This window comes from Streptomyces sp. SID3343 (genome assembly GCF_009865215.1).
GTDB lineage: Bacteria > Actinomycetota > Actinomycetes > Streptomycetales > Streptomycetaceae > Embleya.
In genome coordinates, this window is sequence record NZ_WWJX01000612.1 from 1 (window position 1) to 17,604 (window position 17,604).

The following is a 17,604-nucleotide window of genomic DNA, read 5'->3' on the forward strand; positions in this document are numbered from 1 at the left end:
GGGCTGGAAGCGGCCGCGCTGGTCGGCGACGTCGAGCACGTGGCCGAAGCGGACCTGGCGGCGGTGCGCGACCTCGGCGGGGCGGACACCCCGATCCTGGTGGCCGGCCCGGACGCGGTCGTGCGTGCGGTCGTGACCGTCTGAGGGCGTCCCGAGAGCGGCCCGACACCCGCGACGCAAGAAACGCTCGCGTCTTGAGCGACAATGTCACTCATGAGTGACCGCCCTAACCCCTCCGCGCCCGTCCATCGCTCGGGCTTCGCGTGCTTCGTGGGCCGCCCCAACGCCGGCAAGTCCACCCTGACGAACGCGCTGGTGGGCACGAAGGTGGCGATCACGTCGGGCCGCCCCCAGACCACCCGCCACACGGTGCGCGGCATCGTGCACCGTGCCGACGGCCAACTCGTCCTCGTGGACACCCCGGGCCTGCACAAGCCGCGCACACTGCTCGGCCAGCGCCTCAACGACCTCGTGCGCGCGACGTGGGCCGAGGTCGACGTGATCGGCTTCTGCATCCCGGCCGACCAGAAGGTCGGCCCCGGTGACAAGTACATCGCGGCCCAGCTCGCCGAGGCCAAGCGCACGCCCAAGGTCGCGATCGTGACCAAGACCGACCTGGTGGATCAGCAGACGCTCGTCCAGCAGTTGCTCGCCGTGCAGAAGATGGGCGAGGACGCCGGGATCGCGTGGGCCGAGATCATCCCGGTCTCCGCGGTCGGCGACAGCCAGGTGGGCTTGGTGGCCGACCTGTTGGTGCCGATGCTCCCGGAGGGGCCGCCGCTCTACCCGGGCGGCGAGCTCACCGACGAGCCCGAGATGATCATGGCCGCCGAACTGATCCGCGAAGCCGCGCTCGAAGGCGTCCGGGACGAACTCCCGCACTCGCTCGCGGTGGTCATCGAGGAGATGATCCCGCGCGCCGACCGCCCGGCCGACCGGCCGCTGCTCGACGTGCACGCGAATCTCTACGTCGAGCGCCCGAGTCAGAAGGCCATCGTGATCGGCCACAAGGGCTCGCGGCTCAAGGACGTGGGCACCCGCGCCCGGACCCAGATCGAGGCGCTGCTCGGCACGCCGATCTACCTGGACCTGCACGTGAAGGTCGCCAAGGACTGGCAGCGCGACCCGAAGCAACTGCGCAAGCTGGGGTTCTGAGAGAACCGATACAAGAATCGGCCGGCCCCGAGGGGCCGGCCGATTCGATGTTCAGTGGGTCAATGGCCGTACGGGCCGGCCTGCCTACGGTTGGCGTTCAGAAGGACGAACACCGCAGCGCCGATCGCGAGAACGGCGCCGGCCAGAACCAGCCACAAACCCCACTCCACCTGCAGGGTGACGCCAAATTTGTCCAACTGGTCCTGATATCTGTCTTTATCGTCGCTGGAGACGTCGTCCTTGAGCATCGGCAGACGGAGCTTGTCCGCCACGTTCCAGATGGCGAAACCGAGGGCGACGACCATCGGGATGCCCGAGGCTGCGGACACGATCCCCTTGCGAAGGAAGACGCCGAGCCCGAAGAGGATCACCGCGATGATCCCTGCGGTGAGAGTCCACTTGCCGTCACCGTCAAGACCCTTGATCGCACCGGTGCCCTTGTCGGCCCCGATCCAGTCGACGCACGAGCCGAGAATCACCAGCACCGCCGCGATCGCCCCGCCGATCGCACCCGGCCCGAATGTCGGAAGTCCCGCGCCGCCTCCGCCCGGCGCGGGCGACGGATATCCGCCGGGCTGCTGCCCGTAGCCCGGCTGCTGCCCGTACTGCCCGGGCGGCGGTCCGTAGCCGCCCTGCTGCGGCGGCTGTCCGTACCCGCCCTGTTGCGGCTGCCCGTACTGGGGCGGCGGCTGTTGGCCGTAGCCGGGTTGACCGCCCTGCTGAGGCTGCTGTCCGTAGCCCGGCTGACCGCCCTGCTGGGGGTAGTCGCCGGGCCGGCCCTGACCCGGCTGTGGCCCGTATGGGCCCTGGTTGTAGTCGCTCATGGTCAGGCAGCGTAGGAGCAAAGCCGTGCACAGCGGGAGGGGACGGGCGGAAAAGATCCCGTCTGTTCGTATGTCGGATGCCTGCTCGACCCTTCGACCGGGTCGGGTACGCTGATGGGCATCATGCGTCAGTGGCTGCTTCTTCTTAGCTGCCGCGCCGGGGGCTCATCCCTCTGACAGAGGTCAGACCGGCTCCCCCGTCGCGGGGATAGAGGCATGTCCGTGCACACGGAGCCTCCGGGATGTCGTTTCTCTCCCGTCGCCGGCCGCCTGCCCCTTGCAGAGCCCGTTTCTCGCATACAGGAGACCAGCCGGATGCCTTCCGCGAATCGCCCCACCCCGATCACCGCCGCTTCCGTGACGCAGCAGCCGTCCGGGATGCCGATCCACAAGTACAAGCCGTTCCAGGGCGTCGACCTGCCCGACCGCACGTGGCCGTCGAAGACCATCACGGTCGCGCCGCGCTGGCTGTCGACCGACCTGCGCGACGGCAACCAGGCCCTGATCGACCCGATGAGCCCGGCGCGCAAGCGGACCATGTTCGATCTCCTGGTGCGGATGGGCTACAAGGAGATCGAGGTCGGCTTCCCGGCCGCGTCGCAGACCGACTTCGACTTCGTTCGCTCGATCATCGAAGAGGGCGCGGTACCGGACGACGTCACGATCTCGGTACTGACCCAGGCCCGCGAGGAACTGATCGAGCGCACCGTCGAGTCGCTGATCGGCGCGCGCAAGGCCACCGTGCACCTGTACAACGCGACCGCGCCGGAGTTTCGCCGGGTGGTGTTCAACGTCGACCGCGAGCAGTGCAAGGCGATCGCGGTACAGGGCACCGAGCATGTGATGCGCTTCGCCGACAAGCACCTGGGCGCGGAGACCGAGTTCGGCTACGAGTACTCGCCCGAGATCTTCATCGACACCGAACTCGACTTCGCGCTGGAGGTCTGCGAGGCCGTCATGGACGTGTGGCAGCCCCAGGCCGGTCGCGAGATCGTGCTCAACCTGCCCGCCACGATCGAGCGCTCGACGCCGAACGTGTACGCGGACCAGATCGAGTGGATGTGCCGCAACCTGACCCGGCGCGAGTTCGTCGCCGTGTCGGTGCACCCGCACAACGACCGCGGCGCGGCCGTGGCGGCCACCGAACTGGCCGTGATGGCCGGCGCCGACCGCGTCGAGGGCTGCCTGTTCGGCCACGGCGAGCGCACCGGCAACGTGGACCTGGTCACGCTGGGCATGAACCTGTTCAGCCAGGGCGTCGACCCGATGATCGACTTCTCCGAGATCGACGAGATCCGCCGCACCGTCGAGTACTGCACGCAACTGCCGGTCCACCCGCGCCACCCGTACGCGGGCGACCTGGTCTATACCGCGTTCTCCGGCTCGCACCAGGACGCGATCAAGAAGGGCCTGGAGATCCTGGAGCGGGACGCGGCTGCCGCCGGCACGTCGGTCGACAAGATGGACTGGGCCGTCCCGTACCTGCCGATCGACCCCAAGGACGTCGGCCGCACCTACGAGGCCGTGATCCGGGTCAACAGCCAGTCCGGCAAGGGCGGCGTCGCGTACGTGCTCAAGGCCGACCACAAGATGGATCTGCCGCGGCGCGCGCAGATCGAGTTCTCGCGGATCATCCAGACCAGGACCGACGCCGAGGGCGGCGAGGTGACGCCGGCTCAGATCTGGGCGACGTTCCAGGACGAGTACCTGCCCATTCCCGACGCGGCCTGGGGTCGGCTCGCGCTGCGCGGCCACCGCACGGTCTCGGGCGAGGACGGCAAGGACGTGCTGACCGTCGAGATGAGCGTCGACGGCGTCGCGCAGACGCTGGAGGCGGTCGGCAACGGTCCGATCGACGCGTTCGTGCGGGCGCTGGGCGGCCTGGGCTTCGACGCGCGGGTGCTGGACTACAGCGAGCACGCGATGAGCGGCGGCGAGGACGCGCGCGCCGCGGCCTACGTCGAGTGCGCGGTCGACGGCCGGGTGCTGTGGGGCGTCGGGGTGGACGAGAACATCGTGCGCGCGTCGCTCAAGGCGATCGTCAGCGCGGTGAACCGGGCCGCTCGCGACTGATCCTCGACGATCCCTCGCGGTGTGCGAACGGCGGTTTCCGGCTTCGGCCGGGGCCGCCGTCGTGCGTTTGGGGATCGCCGTCGTGCGTTTCGAAAACCTGCTGTGCTCCGGGGCCGCACGGTTCGGATGGGTTCTTCCGTAAGAAAAGTAACCATCTGTCCGCTTTCCATGACGCTTCGTAAAAATCGTGGCAGCATCGAATCAGGCGGGAATATCGCTTTCGCCGTGCGGGACGCAGGGGGCGCGCCATGTTCGTCTTCGTGGGCATCCGGACCATCCGATCGGCGATCGGTGACGGCGAGTTCCATTGCCCGGCGTGCGGTGGCGACCGCCGCTACCGCAAGGGCGCCGGCCGCCGCCGGCTCGTCGTGTTCGGCGTCGCGTTGATCCCGTTGGGCCGGGCCGGCTCCGGGGTCGAATGCGCGGTGTGCTGCACGCGGCACGACGTCGCGGTCCTGGAGGCGCTCACCGCGCGGGCGTTGACGCTGTTGCTGCGCGAGGCCGTGCGCTCCCTCGTGGTGGCCGTGGTCGCCGTGGTGCACGACGAGCCGCACGACGCCGACGTGGTGCGCGCGGCGGCGGTCGAGGCGGTCCGGTCGGCCGGCATGCCGAGCTACGACGCGTGCACGCTCGCCGCGGACGTCGGCGCGCACACGGCCCAGGACACCGCGTGGGCGCTCGCCGAGATCGCGCCGCACCTGTCGGTCGCCGGACGCGAGCACCTGGTCGGCGTCGCGGCCAGGGTCGCGCTCGCGGGCGGGGCGTACGATCCCGCGCACCGGGTGATCCTCTACCACGCGGGAGATCAACTCGGGCTCGGCCGGGCCCGCGTCGATCACGTGCTCGCGGGCCCGTGAGCGCCGGTGCTGCCGCGGCGCGTCGCCCCGGCGCGGCACAATGGGGGTATGAGTCTCCTCCGTGACGAGGGTGTCGTACTGCGCGCCCAGAAGCTGGGTGAGGCCGACCGCATCATCACCCTGCTGACCCGCGACCACGGGATCGTGCGCGCGGTCGCGCGTGGTGTGCGCAAGACGAAGTCGAAGTTCGGGGCGCGCGTCGAGCCGTTCTCGCACATCGATCTCCAGTTCTTCACCCGCAACAGTGACTTCCCCGGGCGGGGCCTGCCGCTGATCACCCAGGCGGAGACGCTCGGCGCGTACGGGGGCCGGCTCGCTCTCGACTACGCCGCCTACACCTCGGGCACCGCGATCCTGGAGACCGCCGAGCGGCTCACCGACCACGAGCGCGGCCAGCCGGCGCTTCAGCAATACCTGCTGCTGATCGGCGCGTTGCGCACCCTGGCGTCGAACACGCACGAGCCCGGACTGGTGCTCGACGCGTTCCTGCTGCGCTCGCTCGCGGTCGCCGGCTACGCGCCGAGCTTCGCCGACTGCGCGCGCTGTGGGCTCGACGGGCCCAACCGGTTCTTCTCCGTCCAAGGAGGCGGGACGGTGTGCGGTGACTGTCGACCGGCCGGATCCGTCGTACCCTCACCCGAGACCCTCGCCCTGCTCGGTGCGCTGTTGACCGGCGACTGGGCGTGTGCCGACGCGAGTGAGCCGCGGCATCGGCGCGAGGGCAGCGGCCTGGTGGCCGCGTACCTGCAATGGCACCTGGAGCGGGGCATCCGCTCGTTGAGATTGGTGGAGAGATCGTGAGTTCGTCGCGGGGCCGTTGGGGATTGTTCTCCGGTCGCAGGAAGCACGAGTCGGCGTCGACTCGGGTCGCTCGCGAGCAGCGGCAATGGCGCGACCCCAAACCGCACGCCGCAGGCGCGTTGCCGCCCGAGATTCCGGCCGACCTGGTGCCCAGGCACATCGCGCTCGTGATGGACGGCAACGGCCGCTGGGCCAAGGAGCGCGGCCTCGCCCGCACCGACGGGCACACCGCGGGCGAGGCGTCGCTGTTCGACGTCGTCGAGGGCGCGGCCCAGATCGGCGTCAAGTACGTCTCGGCGTACGCGTTCTCCACCGAGAACTGGAAGCGGTCGCCCGAGGAGGTGCGCTTCCTGATGGGCTTCAACATCGAGACGATCCACCGGCGGATCGACGAGATGGACGAACTCGGCGTGCGGATCCGCTGGTGCGGCCGGCGGCCGAGGCTGTGGGCGAGCGTGATCAAGGAGTTGGAGATCGCCGAGGAGCGCACCAAGGACAACACCCGGCTCACCCTGGCGATGTGCATCAACTACGGCGGGCGCGCGGAGATCGCGGACGCGGCGGCGGCCATCGCCGAGGAGGTCAAGGCGGGCCGGCTCGACCCGAAGAAGGTCGACGAGAAGCTGTTCGCGAAGTATCTCGACGAGCCGGACATGCCCGACGTCGACCTGTTCATCAGGTCTTCGGGAGAACAGCGCACGTCCAACTTCCTGCTGTGGCAGTCCGCGTACGCGGAGATGGTCTTCCTTGACGTGCTGTGGCCCGACTTCGACCGCCGGCACATGTGGCAGGCGTGCGAGACCTACGCCGCGCGCGACCGCCGCTACGGCGGCGCCCTCCCGAACGCGGTCGCGGCCGCGGAATCGGTGCCGTCGGGCTCCTGAGCCGAGCGTGATCCGGGTGATGCGGGAGTGAAAGCTTCGTAAAACGGGGCGTGGGGCGAGCGGCGAGCTCCGGATCGATGCGAACATGACCATCATGTTCGACAAGAGTGCGCCGCCGCGCCCCGACGCCGCTCGCTCGGCACCGCCGCCGACCCTCGAAACGGTGCCCGTGACCACCCGGTCGGCCGGGCACGCGAGACCCAGCGCCGGGCGGTGGCGGCCCGGCCAGCTCGAATTCTTCGTGCTCGCGCTCTTGGTGCTGCTGTTCGCGCAGCCGTGGCTCGTGGACGAACTCGGCTCGCCCGCGGTGCGCACGTGGGCGACGGTGTTCGTGGCGATCTCGGTCCAGGCGTTGCCGTTCCTGGTGCTGGGCACGCTGCTCTCCGCCGCGATCACCGCGTTCGTACCACCGTCGGTGTTCACCAAGGTGTTGCCCAAGCGGCAGTCGCTCGCGGTACCGGTCGCGGGGGCCGCGGGCGCCATCCTGCCGGGCTGCGAGTGCGCCTCGGTGCCGGTCGCGAGCGGGCTGATGGCGCGTGGGGTGGCGCCCGCCGCCGCGCTCGCGTTCCTGCTGTCCTCACCGGCGATCAACCCGATCGTGCTGACCGCGACCGCGGTGGCCTTCCCGAAGCAGCCCGAGATGGTGTTCGCGCGCTTCGTCGCGTCGCTGGGCACGGCCGTGGTGATGGGCTGGCTGTGGGCCCGGTTCGGCCGACCCGAGTGGATGAAGCCGATGCGCCGGCCGCACGACCACGGCGGCAACGGCAAGTTCGAGACGTTCCGACTCTCGCTCCAGCACGACTTCCTGCACGCGGGCGGCTTCCTCGTGGTCGGCGCGCTGACCGCGGCCACACTCAACGTCACGGTGCCCAAGCACGTGATCGACACGGTCGCGGGATCGCCGTGGTTCGCGGTGCTCGCGCTCGCGTTCCTGGCGGTCGTGCTCGCGGTGTGCTCGGAGGCCGACGCGTTCGTGGCCGCGAGCCTGCTGGGCTTCTCGCCGACGGCGAAGCTGGCCTTCATGGTCGTGGGTCCGATGGTCGACGTGAAGCTGATCGCCCTTCAGTCGGGCACGTTCGGGCGCGGATTCGCGGCCCGGTTCTCCTCGGCGACCTTCGTGGTCGCGATCGTCGCAAGCTACGTGGTCGGATGGTGGTTGCTGTGAGGCGGGACGTCCAGGCGGTCGTGCTGATCCTGATCGGCGGCGCGCTGCTGCGGATCTCACTCACCGACATGTACTTGCGCTACGTCAAGGAGGGGCTGCGTCCGGCCTTGATCGCGGCCGGCGTGATCCTGTTCCTGGTGGGCTTGATCGCGGCCGTGCGGGACGGGATACAGCGCCGCGACGAGGCCACGGAGGTGGCGCGGGCGACGGCGTCCGACGGCGGCGGGTCGCCCGGAGACGACGGGGCGCACGACGGCGGCCACGAGGACCGGCCGGGGCACCTGGAGACGCCCGACGGCGGGCACGACCGGGCGCACGACGACGGGCACGGGCACGATCACGCGTCCGGGCCGCGCGCGGCGTGGCTGCTGTGCCTGCCGGTGCTCGCGCTGTTCCTGATCGCGCCGCCCGCGCTCGGGTCCTACACCGCGTCGCGCTCCGACAACGTCGTCGCCAAGCCGGCCGCCGCGTCCAGCGACGCGGGCTTTCCCGCGCTGCCGCCGGGGGATCCGCTGCCGATGACCCTCGCCGACTTTTTGATCCGGTCCGTGTGGGACACCGCCGCGCCGCTCAAGGACCGCAACGTGCAGCTGACGGGATTCGTCACGCCGGGCAGGAACGGCGGTTGGTACGTCACGCGCATGGTGATCAGCTGCTGCGCCGCCGACGCGTTCGCCCGCAAGGTCGAGGTGCACGGCGCACCGGCGCCGCCCGCCGACTCGTGGGTCCAGGTCACCGGCAAGTGGTTGCCCAACGGGCAACTCCAGTCGGACGACGCGATGCCGGCCCTGACGGCGACGACCGTGGAGCGGATCCCGGAGCCCAAGGACACGTACGAATAGACCCGCCCGAGGGCGGGCCCAAAGGGGAGTGCCCGAAAGTGGGCGCGGGCCCGTCCGTCAGGTCGCGGCGCTCGCGCACGCGGCGCACGTGCCGAAGATCTCCAACTCGTGGGAAACGTCTCCGAAGCCGTGCTCGGCGGCGATGCGGTTCGCCCACCGCTCGACCGCCGGGCCCTCCACCTCGACCGTGCGCCCGCAGACGCGGCACACGAGGTGGTGGTGGTGGCCGCGGCTGCATCGCCGGTAGACCGACTCGCCGTCCTGGGTGCGCAGCACGTCGACCTCGTCGGCGTCGGCCAGAGCCTGGAGCGTGCGGTAGACGGTGGTCAGGCCGACCGCCTCGCCGCGTTGCTTCAACAGGTCGTGCAGATCCTGTGCGCTGCGGAAGTCCTCGATCTCGTCGAGGAGGGCGGACACCGCCGCACGCTGCCGGGTGGATCGACCCCGTACCGGGCTCGCCGGGCTCGTGCTGTTGACGGTGGTCACCGTGGTGCCTCCTCGATCATGCCCGCGGGATGGTGCTTCCTGTGGCCATTGTGCCGGCGAGGGATGCCTTCGCGTCCACCTGCACGTCATCCGCGCGGGCCTCGTCGGCTTCGACTGCCGCGGCCTCCGCCCGTCGGGCCCGGCGCCGATTGAGCGGCGTCGCGAGCAGCCCCACCAGAACGAACAGCGCGATGGCGAGCAGCACGATGGTCGCCCCGGGCGGCGCGTCGACGTAGTACGTCAGCGCCGTGCCGGACACCGAGACCAGTACGCCCACCACGATCGCCACCGCGGCCGTCATCGAGAACGTGCGCGACAACTGCTGCGCGACGGCCACGGGCACCACCATCAGCGCGCTCACCAGCAGCAGGCCCACCACGCGCATCGCCACCGTCACGGTGACCGCGGCGGTCACCGCGAGCAAAAGGTTGAGCGCGCGCACCGGCAGCCCGGTCACCCGCGCGAAATCCTCGTCCTGGCAGATCGTGAACAGCGCGCGGCGCAGCCCGATGGTGACCGCGAGCACGGCGACGGCCAGCACCGCGATGACGCGGATGTCCTCGGGGGAGACCGAGGTCAGCGACCCGAACAGATACGACTGGAGGTTCGCGTTGGATCCCTCGGGGGCGAGGTTGATCAGCATCACGCCGCCCGCGATGCCGCCGTAGAAGAGCACCGAGAGCGCGACGTCGCCGCTGACCTTGTTGCGCTCGCGGATCAGCTCGATCAGCACCGCGCCGGCCGACGCGGTGAGTACCGCGGTCAGCACGGGCGACGTGCTCAGCAGGAAGCCCAGGCCGACCCCGGTGAGCGCGACGTGTCCGATGCCGTCACCCATGAACGCCTGACGGCGCTGGACGAGATAGACGCCCACGGCGGGCGCGGTCATGCCCACGAGCAGGGCCGCGAGCAGCGCGCGCTGCATGAAGGGGAAGTCCAGGATCGTCACGAGAGCAGTCCCATTCCGGCGCCGTGGGCGATGTGGTCGTCGTGCGGGTGCACGTGGTCGTGCCCCGGGAGGGCGTGTTGGCCCATCGCCCTGGGCGGTGGGCCGTCGTGGCACACGCAGCCGTCGCGCAGTACCACCGCGCGGTCGATGAGCGGTTCCAGCGGGCCCAGTTCGTGCAGGACGAGCAGCACCGCGCGGCCCTGGTCCTTCTGCCGGCGCAGCGTGTCCGCCAGGACCTCCTGGCTGCGCAGGTCCACGCCGGCCATCGGTTCGTCCATGATCAGCAGGTCGGGGCGGCGGGCCAGCGCGCGGGCGATCAACACGCGTTGCTGCTGGCCGCCGGACAGGTGCGCGATGCCGTCGCGCGCGCGGTCCAGCATGCCGACCGCGTCGAGCGCCTCGTCCACCGCGGCCCGGCCGGCCCGGCCGGGGCCCCACAGGCGGCGGCCGTCGAGCAGCCCGGAGGTGACCACTTCGCGCACGCTCGCCGGCACCCCGGCCGCGGCCGTGGTGCGCTGGGGCACGTAGCCGATCCGCGACCAGTCGCGGAACTTCGCGAACGGCTCGCCGAACAGTTCGATGTGGCCGGCGCTCAGCGGGACCAGGCCGACCAGGGTGCGCACGAGGGTGGACTTGCCCGAGCCGTTGGCGCCGAGCAGCGCGACCACCTCGCCGGGCCGCACGTCCAGGTCCACGCCGCGCAGTACCGGCCGGCCGCCGAGGGAGGCGGTGCCGGCGACGAGCCGGGCCACCGGCGTCTCGAGTTTCGTCATGAGCAGCCGAGCCCCTTCCGCAGCGCGTCGAGGTTGGCGCGCATCACGGAGAAGTAATCGCTTTTCGCCTCGTCTTTTATGCCCTCCAGCGGGTCCAGGACCGCGGTTTGGATCTTCAGGTCCTGCGCGAGGGTCTTGGCCGTCTTGGGCTCGGCGAGCGTCTCGAAGAAGATCGTGGTCACGCCCTTGTCCCGGGCGAGCCGTTGGATGTCGGCCCGGCGCGCGGGGGAGGGCTCGGACTCCGGGTTGACGCCGTTCACGGCGATCTGGTTCAGGTGGTAACGCTCCGCGAGGTAGCCGAACGCGGCATGGCTGGTGACGACGTCCTTGCGCGCGCAGGTCGCGAGGCCGGCGGTGAACTCGCCGTCGAGGCCGTTCAGCCGGGCGACCAGGTCGGCGGCGCGGGCGCGATAGTCGGGCGCGTTGGCGGGGTCGGCGGTGGCGAGCGACTCGGCCACCCCGGTGGAGACGGCCGCCAAGCGGGTCGGGTCGAGCCACACGTGCGGGTCGCCGTGCTCGGCGTCGGCGTGGTCGTGGCCGGCGTGCTCGTCCTCGGCGCCGTAGACCTCCGTGCCGTGCTCCTCCAGCGGGGCGAGTTTGCTCGCCTCCACGGCGTGCTTGGGCTTGTTCTGCTTGACCGCCTCGTCCACGGCGGGTTGCAGACCCTTGAGGTAGACCACGAGATCGGCCTGCGACAGCGAGCCGACCTGCTTGGGGGTGAGCTCCAGATCGTGCGGCTCGGCCCCGGCCTTGGTCAGGTTCGTCACCTTCACGTGCGGCCCGCCGACCTGCTGCGCGACGAATTTCATCGGGTAGAAGGCGGCGATCACCTTGAGTTTCGACGCACCGCCGGTGTCGGCCTTCGCGTCGTCCGTGCCCGCGCATCCGGAGAGCAGGAGGGCGGAGGCGGCGGTGGCCGCGAGCAGGGCGGCCGGCGCGGCGGTACGTATCTTCATGACAATCATTATCAACTCAAATGACAATCGTTGTCAATTAAGGGTGATTGGGCCAACCGTGGCGACGCGTCGGCGGCGGTTGAGGATTTACGGCGGTGACCGGCGCGCCGGTAGCCTGTGCCGACACTGTCACTGCCCGCATCGTCGTACCGAAGAGAGCACTGTGGCCGCCGACAAGATCGACACCATCGTCAGCCTGAGCAAGCGCCGAGGCTTCGTTTACCCCTGTAGTGAGATCTACGGCGGCCAGAGGGCCGCCTGGGACTACGGTCCCCTCGGCGTAGAGCTCAAGGAGAACATCAAGCGCCAGTGGTGGCGCACGATGGTCACCTCGCGTGACGACATTGTCGGTCTCGACTCCTCCGTCATCCTCGCGCGCGAGGTGTGGGAGGCGTCCGGTCACGTCGAGGCGTTCGTCGACCCGCTGACCGAGTGCACCTCGTGTCACAAGCGCTACCGCGCCGACCACCTCGAAGAGGCGTACGAGGCCAAGCGCGGCCGGCTGCCGGAGAACGGCCTCGCCGACATCACGTGCCCCAACTGCGGTAACAAGGGCACCTTCACCGAGCCCAAGATGTTCAACGGCCTGCTGCAGACCTTCCTCGGCCCCACCCAGGACGAGTCCGGTCGCGCCTTCCTGCGCCCGGAGACCGCCCAGGGCATCTTCGTCAACTACAAGGCCGTCGAGCAGACCTCGCGCAAGAAGCCGCCGTTCGGCATCGCCCAGACCGGCAAGAGCTTCCGCAACGAGATCACGCCCGGAAACTTCATCTTCCGCACGCGTGAGTTCGAGCAGATGGAGATGGAGTTCTTCGTCAAGCCGGGTGAGGACGAGACCTGGCAGGAGTACTGGATGAAGCAGCGCTGGGACTGGTACATCGGTCTCGGCCTCAACCCCGACAACATGCGCTTCTTCGAGCACCCGAAGGAGAAGCTGTCGCACTACTCCAAGCGCACCGTCGACATCGAGTACCGCTTCAACTTCGGCGGCACCGAGTTCTCCGAGCTCGAAGGCATCGCCAACCGCACGGACTACGACCTGCGCACCCACTCCGAGAAGTCCGGCACCGACCTGTCGTACTTCGACCAGGAGGCCGGCGAGCGCTGGTTCCCGTACGTCATCGAGCCCGCCGCGGGCCTGAACCGGGCGATGCTCGCGTTCCTGCTCGACGCGTACTTCGAGGACGAGGCGCCCAACGCCAAGGGCAAGCTGGAGAAGCGCACCGTGCTGCGCCTTGACCCGCGCCTGGCGCCGGTCAAGGCCGCGATCCTGCCGCTCTCGCGCAACACCGACCTCTCGCCGAAGGCGCGCGGCCTGGCCGCCGACCTGCGGCAGTACTGGAACTGCGACTTCGACGACGCCGGCGCGATCGGCCGTCGCTACCGCCGCCAGGACGAGATCGGCACGCCGTTCTGCATCACGGTCGACTTCGACACCCTCGAGGACGACGCGGTGACCGTGCGCTCGCGCGACACGATGCAGCAGGAGCGCGTGGCGCTCGACCAGGTGGTCGGCTATCTGTCGGCGCGCCTTCCCGGCTGCTGACACCGGGACGACATACGTGAGGGGCGCCGTCGCGGACGGCGCCCCTCACGTGTTCCACCGCCTCGGCGCCAAGGCATTCGGCCCGGCGGGGCAAGCCCCCGGCTTCCTCCCGGGCGGGCAGGTGCCGACTACTTCCGGACAGCGGCCGAGACCCTCGTCCTACTTCCAGATACCGGCCGAGATCCGGTCGTTGATCGCGGTGTCCAGGTCGGCGAACACGGCGCCCGCCGCGGCGCCTTGGCCCTGGAGGGCGCCGCCGTCGACGCGGCCGATGTCGTACAGCACGACGTAGTGACCCGACGACGACGCGACCGCGACGTGGTTGGAGCCCTCCTTGAAGGTGACCCCACTCGCGGCCGGCGGCTGGAGCCACGCGACCGGCGACGGGACCGGGACCGCCGACTTGTAGGCGGTCGCCACCGTCTGCGCCTTCGTCTTGTCCGGCATCGAGATCAGCGAGACCGTCGTCACATAGGTGCCGCTCGCGTCCTTGAACGACCCGCGCAGCACGCCCAGGCAGCCGTTTTGGGTGATCACCGTGCCGGTGGCCGTGACGGCCTTGGAGCAGTCGCCCGCCCCGCTCGCGTCGACGGCCAACTGCTTGTGCGGCTTCCCGCTCTTGGACTTGTTCACGGTCAGGTCCTTGAGGAACTGGTCCGTGGTGAACGGCAACTTGTCGCTGCGCGAGTCGTCGATCTTGGTGGTGCTGTCCGGCTTCTTCGACTGGAACGCCTGCGGTGACTCGTCGTTCGTGCCACCCGTAGGCGGTGCGGCCTGCGACTGCGGAGCCCCACCGGGAGCGGGCGCCGAGACCGACGCCGAGGCCGCCTTGTCGTCGTCCTTGTCCTTCTTGTCGTCGCCGGACAGGAAGAAGAACGCCCCGCCCCCGATCACCGCGAGCGCCGCCACAGCCGCGACCGGCACGATCCACTTCGATCGACCCCGCGGCGGGGGCGGCGGTTGCCCGTAGCCCTGGGGCGCGTGTTGGTGATTCGGATAGGGCTGTCGGTCGTACGCCTGCTGTCCGCCGTAGGGCGCCTGCTGCCCGTACGGCTGGTGCGGCTGTCCGTAGGGCGGCTGTTGCCCGTAGGCCGGTCCCCCCTGGGCCGGCCCGCCGTAGGACTGGCCGGCGTGCGGCTGGTCACCGGGTGGCGGCTGCTGCCCGTAAGGCGGTTGTCCGTACGGTTGCTGCCCGTAGCCGGAGCCGGGCTCGTTCGGCGGCTGCGGGGGCGGGAAGGAACTCATGCCTGGGGAGATTAGTTCATGGTCACGACGCGCGAACCGGGGAATGCCCTCGTCATCGGGCCTGCCACCGGGCTCGTCACCGCGAGCCGGCCGCCAACCGTGACCTGGTCTCCATCAGCGCGAATCCCAACAGGTTGAGCCCGCGCCACCGCTCGGGATCACCCGCCCGCTCGTCGTCGGCCGCCAGTCCGATGCCCCAGATCCGGTCCACCGGACTGGCCTCCACCAAGACCCGCTCGCCGGTGCCGAGCAGGAACTCGCCCATGGCCGCGTGCTGTTCGAACTTCGCCACGTTGCCGCGCACGATCAACTCGAACCGCTCGTCGAGCCAGCGCTGCTCGACGAAGCCGCGCACCTGACGACCGATCGCCTTGGCCGCCTTGGGATGCGGCGCCGCGAGCACCCGCCGCTCGGCGTCGGCATCCCCGAACAACCGGGCCTTGCCCGCCATCATCCAGTGCTCGGCCGTGGGGTAGGTCACCCCGTCGACGGTGAAGGCGGACGGGTACCACTGACTGAAGCAACTCGCGTCGATCCCCACGAGCGGCTCGCGATGTCCCCAGAAGTAGACGTACTTCACCCGGGGCCTGTGCCGGGCCCGGACCAGCAGGGCCGCGAGGTCGCGAGGTTCGGCCGAGGCGTCGGGCGCGGTGCCGGTGTCCGTGGTCATGGCGACGATTGTCGCGGGAGGCTCCGATACACGGAAAGCCGTTTTCCCGGTGGGGGACAATGGAGCGAATCCGTCCACGCACCCCCACCCTTCCTGGAGCACCGTCGCATGGCATCCGCCGACGCAACCACCCCCGACGCGACCGGCGGCCCGTGGGCGCCCCTGCGCTTGGGCGCCGCCGGCGGCGCGACGATCCGGCCCCCGGTCGTGCTCGCCCCGATGGCGGGCATCACCAACGCGCCGTTTCGCACGCTGTGCCAGGAGCAGGCCGAATCGGCCACCGAGACTCGGCCCGCCGGGCTGTACGTCAGCGAGATGATCACCACCCGCGCGCTGGTGGAGCGCGACGCCAAGACGCTGCGGCTGATCCGCTTCGCCGAGACCGAGCGCCCGCGCAGCATCCAGCTCTACGGCGTCGACCCCGACATCGTCGGCCGCGCGGTCGCGATGATCGTCGACGAGAACCTCGCCGACCACATCGACCTCAACTTCGGCTGCCCCGTCCCCAAGGTCACCCGCAAGGGCGGCGGCTCGGCGCTGCCGTACAAGCGCAACCTGCTGCGCGACATCCTGCGCTCGGCGGTCAAGAACGCCCGGCACGTGCCGGTCACCATCAAGATGCGCAAAGGCATCGACGACGACCACCTGACCTACCTCGACGCCGGCCGGATCGCCGTCGACGAGGGCATCACGTGGGTCGCGCTGCACGGTCGCACCGCCGAACAGCACTACGGCGGCACCGCCGACTGGTCGGCGATCGCGCGCCTGAAGGAGGTCGTCACCGACATCCCCGTGCTCGGCAACGGCGACATCTGGGACGCCGAGGACGCGATGCGGATGATGCGCGAGACCGGCTGCGACGGCGTCGTGGTCGGCCGCGGCTGCCTGGGCCGGCCGTGGCTGTTCCGCGACCTGGTGTCCGCGTTCGAGGGCAGCGCCGAACGGGCCCGCCCGACTCTGCGCGAGGTGACCGCGATCATGCGCCGGCACGCGGTCCTGCTCACCGAGTGGATCGGCGACGAGACGCACGGCGTGACCGACCTGCGCAAGCACGTCGCGTGGTACATGAAGGGCTTCTCGGTCGGCGGGACCATCCGTCGCGGCCTCGCCACGTCGAGCAGCCTGGCCGAACTCGACGACTGGTTCGGGCAACTCGACCTCGACCAGCCCTGGCCGGCCGGCGCCGACGGCCCGCGCGGCCGCACCGCCGGCGGCAAGCGGGTGATCCTGCCCGAGGGTTGGCTCGACGATCCCGAGTGCGCGCTGCCCCCGCTCGACGCCGAACTCGACCACTCCGGCGGCTGACCCCGCGCCCGGCCGACCCGGCCGCCCGCATCGCCTGCTTCGCCCGCACCGGGCGTACCCACCCGCGCCCGGCACCCGCTCGCGTCGAATCCGCCAAGCACCTCGGAACCCGCGGACCGGACGTCGTACAGTGATGAGATGCCCAAGATTCGAGCCTCCTCCGTCGCCGAGCACCGCGCCATGCAGCACGCCGCGCTGCTCGACGCCGCGCGGAGCCTGCTCGACGAGGGCGGATTCGCGGCGCTGACCTTCCCCGCCCTCGCCGAGCGCACGAGCCTGGCCCGCTCCTCGGTCTACGAATACTTCGCCTCCCGCGCGGCCGTGATCGAGGAACTGTGCGCCGTCGACCTGCCGGCCTGGGTGGCCGAGGTCGAGGACGCGATGGGCGCGACGGACGACCCGGCCCAAAAGATCGCGGCCTACGTCGCGCGCCAGCTCGAACTGGTCGGTGATCGCCGTCATCGCGTGGTCGTCGCCATCTCCACCGGCGAGCTGGACACGAACGCGCGCGAGCGCATCCGGGCCGCCCACGGGCGGATCGTCGAACTGGTCGTGGACGCACTCGCCGACCTGGGCCACCCCGAACCGATGCTCGTCGCCTCGCTCGTCCAAGGCATGGTCGATGCGGCGGTTCGCCGGATCGAGGGCGGCGCGGACCCGGCCGCCGTCGAACCCGCGACGCTGGCCCTCGTCCTGGGCGGCGTCGCCCGCGTCGGGTAGAGCCGCACTCGCACCGGCCGCACCAGCGACAGCGGATCGCGATACCCCGGCACGAGCAACCCCCAATGCAGGCACGCCCGCAGGCAGTGGAACGGCCCCGGCCCGACCACCCCCAGCACGTCGCCCGCCGCGACCACACCCCCGGCCGCCACCGACGCGAGCACCGGCTCGTAGGTCGTCCGCACGGCGCCGTGCCGCACCGTCACCACCCCGCGCCCGGCCACCGGACCCGCGAACAACACGACCCCGTCCCCCGCCGAGCGCACCGGTTGTCCCACCTCCGCCGCCAGATCCACCCCACGATGGCCCGCGAGCCACACCGCGGCCGGCGGCTCGAAGGCGCGCAGCACGAC

At 70.6% G+C, this 17,604-nt stretch carries 17 protein-coding genes and 2 pseudogenes; 11 read left to right on the forward strand and 8 right to left on the reverse strand.

Annotation, left to right across the window (positions count from 1 at the left end):
• A pseudogene (locus tag GT354_RS18880) lies at positions 1-144 on the forward strand (cytidine deaminase); the annotation flags it as partial.
• Positions 145-204: 60 nt separating this feature from the next.
• Entirely contained in the window at positions 205-1,155 is a 951-nt protein-coding gene (gene era / locus GT354_RS18885; RefSeq protein ID WP_161357472.1) for a GTPase Era, read from the forward strand.
• A gap of 59 nt (positions 1,156-1,214) precedes the next feature.
• On the opposite strand, the gene GT354_RS52635 is transcribed toward era, so the two are convergent.
• Positions 1,215-1,979, reverse strand: a complete 765-nt coding sequence (locus GT354_RS52635; protein ID WP_202512034.1) for a hypothetical protein — start codon at positions 1,977-1,979, stop codon at positions 1,215-1,217.
• 315 nt (positions 1,980-2,294) lie between these two features.
• Between GT354_RS52635 and leuA the strand changes: the two genes are divergently transcribed.
• The 6 genes from leuA to GT354_RS18920 all read left to right on the forward strand — a co-directional run bounded on the left by leuA (position 2,295) and on the right by GT354_RS18920 (position 8,601).
• On the forward strand, positions 2,295-4,052 hold the full coding sequence (gene leuA / locus GT354_RS18895; RefSeq protein WP_161357473.1) for a 2-isopropylmalate synthase: 1,758 nt from the start codon (positions 2,295-2,297) through the stop codon (positions 4,050-4,052).
• A 248-nt stretch (positions 4,053-4,300) separates the two neighbouring features.
• The gene (locus tag GT354_RS18900) at positions 4,301-4,909 is read left to right on the forward strand and encodes a TerB family tellurite resistance protein (protein ID WP_161357474.1); all 609 of its coding nucleotides are present in this window, start codon (positions 4,301-4,303) and stop codon (positions 4,907-4,909) included.
• A 48-nt stretch (positions 4,910-4,957) separates the two neighbouring features.
• On the forward strand, positions 4,958-5,710 hold the full coding sequence (gene recO / locus GT354_RS18905; protein ID WP_161357475.1) for a DNA repair protein RecO: 753 nt from the start codon (positions 4,958-4,960) through the stop codon (positions 5,708-5,710).
• A 23-nt stretch (positions 5,711-5,733) separates the two neighbouring features.
• Positions 5,734-6,594 carry an isoprenyl transferase gene (locus tag GT354_RS18910; RefSeq protein ID WP_202512037.1) on the forward strand — a complete coding sequence of 287 codons (861 nt, stop codon included), beginning with the start codon at positions 5,734-5,736 and terminating at the stop codon, positions 6,592-6,594.
• Between the two features lie 85 nt (positions 6,595-6,679).
• The gene (locus GT354_RS18915) at positions 6,680-7,759 is read left to right on the forward strand and encodes a permease (RefSeq protein WP_161357477.1); all 1,080 of its coding nucleotides are present in this window, start codon (positions 6,680-6,682) and stop codon (positions 7,757-7,759) included.
• The gene (locus GT354_RS18920; RefSeq protein WP_161357478.1) at positions 7,756-8,601 is read left to right on the forward strand and encodes a TIGR03943 family protein; all 846 of its coding nucleotides are present in this window, start codon (positions 7,756-7,758) and stop codon (positions 8,599-8,601) included. Before GT354_RS18915 ends, GT354_RS18920 begins: the two co-directional genes overlap by 4 nt.
• A gap of 57 nt (positions 8,602-8,658) precedes the next feature.
• Here GT354_RS18920 and GT354_RS18925 read toward each other — a convergent pair whose 3' ends face one another.
• Genes GT354_RS18925 through GT354_RS18940 form a run of 4 tightly spaced genes read right to left on the reverse strand, consistent with a single transcriptional unit; the run spans position 8,659 to position 11,765 of the window.
• The gene (locus GT354_RS18925; protein ID WP_161357479.1) at positions 8,659-9,087 is read right to left on the reverse strand and encodes a transcriptional repressor; all 429 of its coding nucleotides are present in this window, start codon (positions 9,085-9,087) and stop codon (positions 8,659-8,661) included.
• A gap of 16 nt (positions 9,088-9,103) precedes the next feature.
• On the reverse strand, positions 9,104-10,036 hold the full coding sequence (locus GT354_RS18930) for a metal ABC transporter permease (RefSeq protein ID WP_161357480.1): 933 nt from the start codon (positions 10,034-10,036) through the stop codon (positions 9,104-9,106).
• Positions 10,033-10,809 carry a metal ABC transporter ATP-binding protein gene (locus GT354_RS18935; protein ID WP_161357481.1) on the reverse strand — a complete coding sequence of 259 codons (777 nt, stop codon included), beginning with the start codon at positions 10,807-10,809 and terminating at the stop codon, positions 10,033-10,035. Before GT354_RS18935 ends, GT354_RS18930 begins: the two co-directional genes overlap by 4 nt.
• The gene (locus GT354_RS18940) at positions 10,806-11,765 is read right to left on the reverse strand and encodes a metal ABC transporter substrate-binding protein (RefSeq protein ID WP_161357482.1); all 960 of its coding nucleotides are present in this window, start codon (positions 11,763-11,765) and stop codon (positions 10,806-10,808) included. The genes GT354_RS18935 and GT354_RS18940 overlap by 4 nt, the downstream gene beginning before the upstream one ends.
• A 163-nt stretch (positions 11,766-11,928) precedes the next feature.
• Here GT354_RS18940 and GT354_RS18945 point away from each other — a divergent pair, with 163 nt between their 5' ends.
• Positions 11,929-13,311: a glycine--tRNA ligase gene (locus tag GT354_RS18945; protein WP_161357483.1), complete on the forward strand. Its 1,383-nt coding sequence runs from the start codon at positions 11,929-11,931 to the stop codon at positions 13,309-13,311.
• Between the two features lie 159 nt (positions 13,312-13,470).
• Here GT354_RS18945 and GT354_RS52640 read toward each other — a convergent pair whose 3' ends face one another.
• Positions 13,471-14,556, reverse strand: coding sequence for a hypothetical protein (locus tag GT354_RS52640; RefSeq protein WP_202512036.1), 1,086 nt, complete (start codon positions 14,554-14,556; stop codon positions 13,471-13,473).
• Positions 14,557-14,632: 76 nt separating this feature from the next.
• A complete protein-coding gene (locus tag GT354_RS18955) occupies positions 14,633-15,226 on the reverse strand; it encodes an NADAR family protein (protein WP_161357484.1) in 594 nt (197 codons plus the stop codon).
• A 108-nt stretch (positions 15,227-15,334) separates the two neighbouring features.
• Here GT354_RS18955 and dusB point away from each other — a divergent pair, with 108 nt between their 5' ends.
• Both dusB and GT354_RS18965 read left to right on the forward strand, forming a co-directional pair.
• On the forward strand, positions 15,335-16,531 hold the full coding sequence (gene dusB, locus GT354_RS18960; protein ID WP_161357485.1) for a tRNA dihydrouridine synthase DusB: 1,197 nt from the start codon (positions 15,335-15,337) through the stop codon (positions 16,529-16,531).
• A 138-nt stretch (positions 16,532-16,669) separates the two neighbouring features.
• Complete coding sequence (locus GT354_RS18965) at positions 16,670-17,251, forward strand: TetR/AcrR family transcriptional regulator (RefSeq protein WP_161357486.1); 582 nt, start codon at positions 16,670-16,672, stop codon at positions 17,249-17,251.
• 116 nt (positions 17,252-17,367) lie between these two features.
• Here the strand turns inward: GT354_RS18965 and GT354_RS54205 are convergent.
• Positions 17,368-17,601: pseudogene (locus GT354_RS54205) on the reverse strand (M23 family metallopeptidase); the annotation flags it as partial.
• Between the last annotated feature and the right edge of the window lie 3 nt (positions 17,602-17,604).

What these genes read in the sequence shown, in the direction of transcription:
- leuA (WP_161357473.1), top strand. Translation starts at nt 2,295, where the DNA reads ATGCCTTCCGCGAATCGCCCCACCCCGATCACCGCCGCTTCCGTGACG.
- GT354_RS18935 (WP_161357481.1), bottom strand. Translation starts at nt 10,809, where the DNA reads ATGACGAAACTCGAGACGCCGGTGGCCCGGCTCGTCGCCGGCACCGCC.
- GT354_RS18940 (WP_161357482.1), bottom strand. Translation starts at nt 11,765, where the DNA reads ATGAAGATACGTACCGCCGCGCCGGCCGCCCTGCTCGCGGCCACCGCC.
- GT354_RS18965 (WP_161357486.1), top strand. Translation starts at nt 16,670, where the DNA reads ATGCCCAAGATTCGAGCCTCCTCCGTCGCCGAGCACCGCGCCATGCAG.
- GT354_RS18915 (WP_161357477.1), top strand. Translation starts at nt 6,680, where the DNA reads ATGACCATCATGTTCGACAAGAGTGCGCCGCCGCGCCCCGACGCCGCT.
- GT354_RS18955 (WP_161357484.1), bottom strand. Translation starts at nt 15,226, where the DNA reads ATGACCACGGACACCGGCACCGCGCCCGACGCCTCGGCCGAACCTCGC.
- GT354_RS18900 (WP_161357474.1), top strand. Translation starts at nt 4,301, where the DNA reads ATGTTCGTCTTCGTGGGCATCCGGACCATCCGATCGGCGATCGGTGAC.
- recO (WP_161357475.1), top strand. Translation starts at nt 4,958, where the DNA reads ATGAGTCTCCTCCGTGACGAGGGTGTCGTACTGCGCGCCCAGAAGCTG.
- dusB (WP_161357485.1), top strand. Translation starts at nt 15,335, where the DNA reads ATGGCATCCGCCGACGCAACCACCCCCGACGCGACCGGCGGCCCGTGG.
- era (WP_161357472.1), top strand. Translation starts at nt 205, where the DNA reads ATGTCACTCATGAGTGACCGCCCTAACCCCTCCGCGCCCGTCCATCGC.
- GT354_RS52640 (WP_202512036.1), bottom strand. Translation starts at nt 14,556, where the DNA reads ATGAGTTCCTTCCCGCCCCCGCAGCCGCCGAACGAGCCCGGCTCCGGC.
- GT354_RS52635 (WP_202512034.1), bottom strand. Translation starts at nt 1,979, where the DNA reads ATGAGCGACTACAACCAGGGCCCATACGGGCCACAGCCGGGTCAGGGC.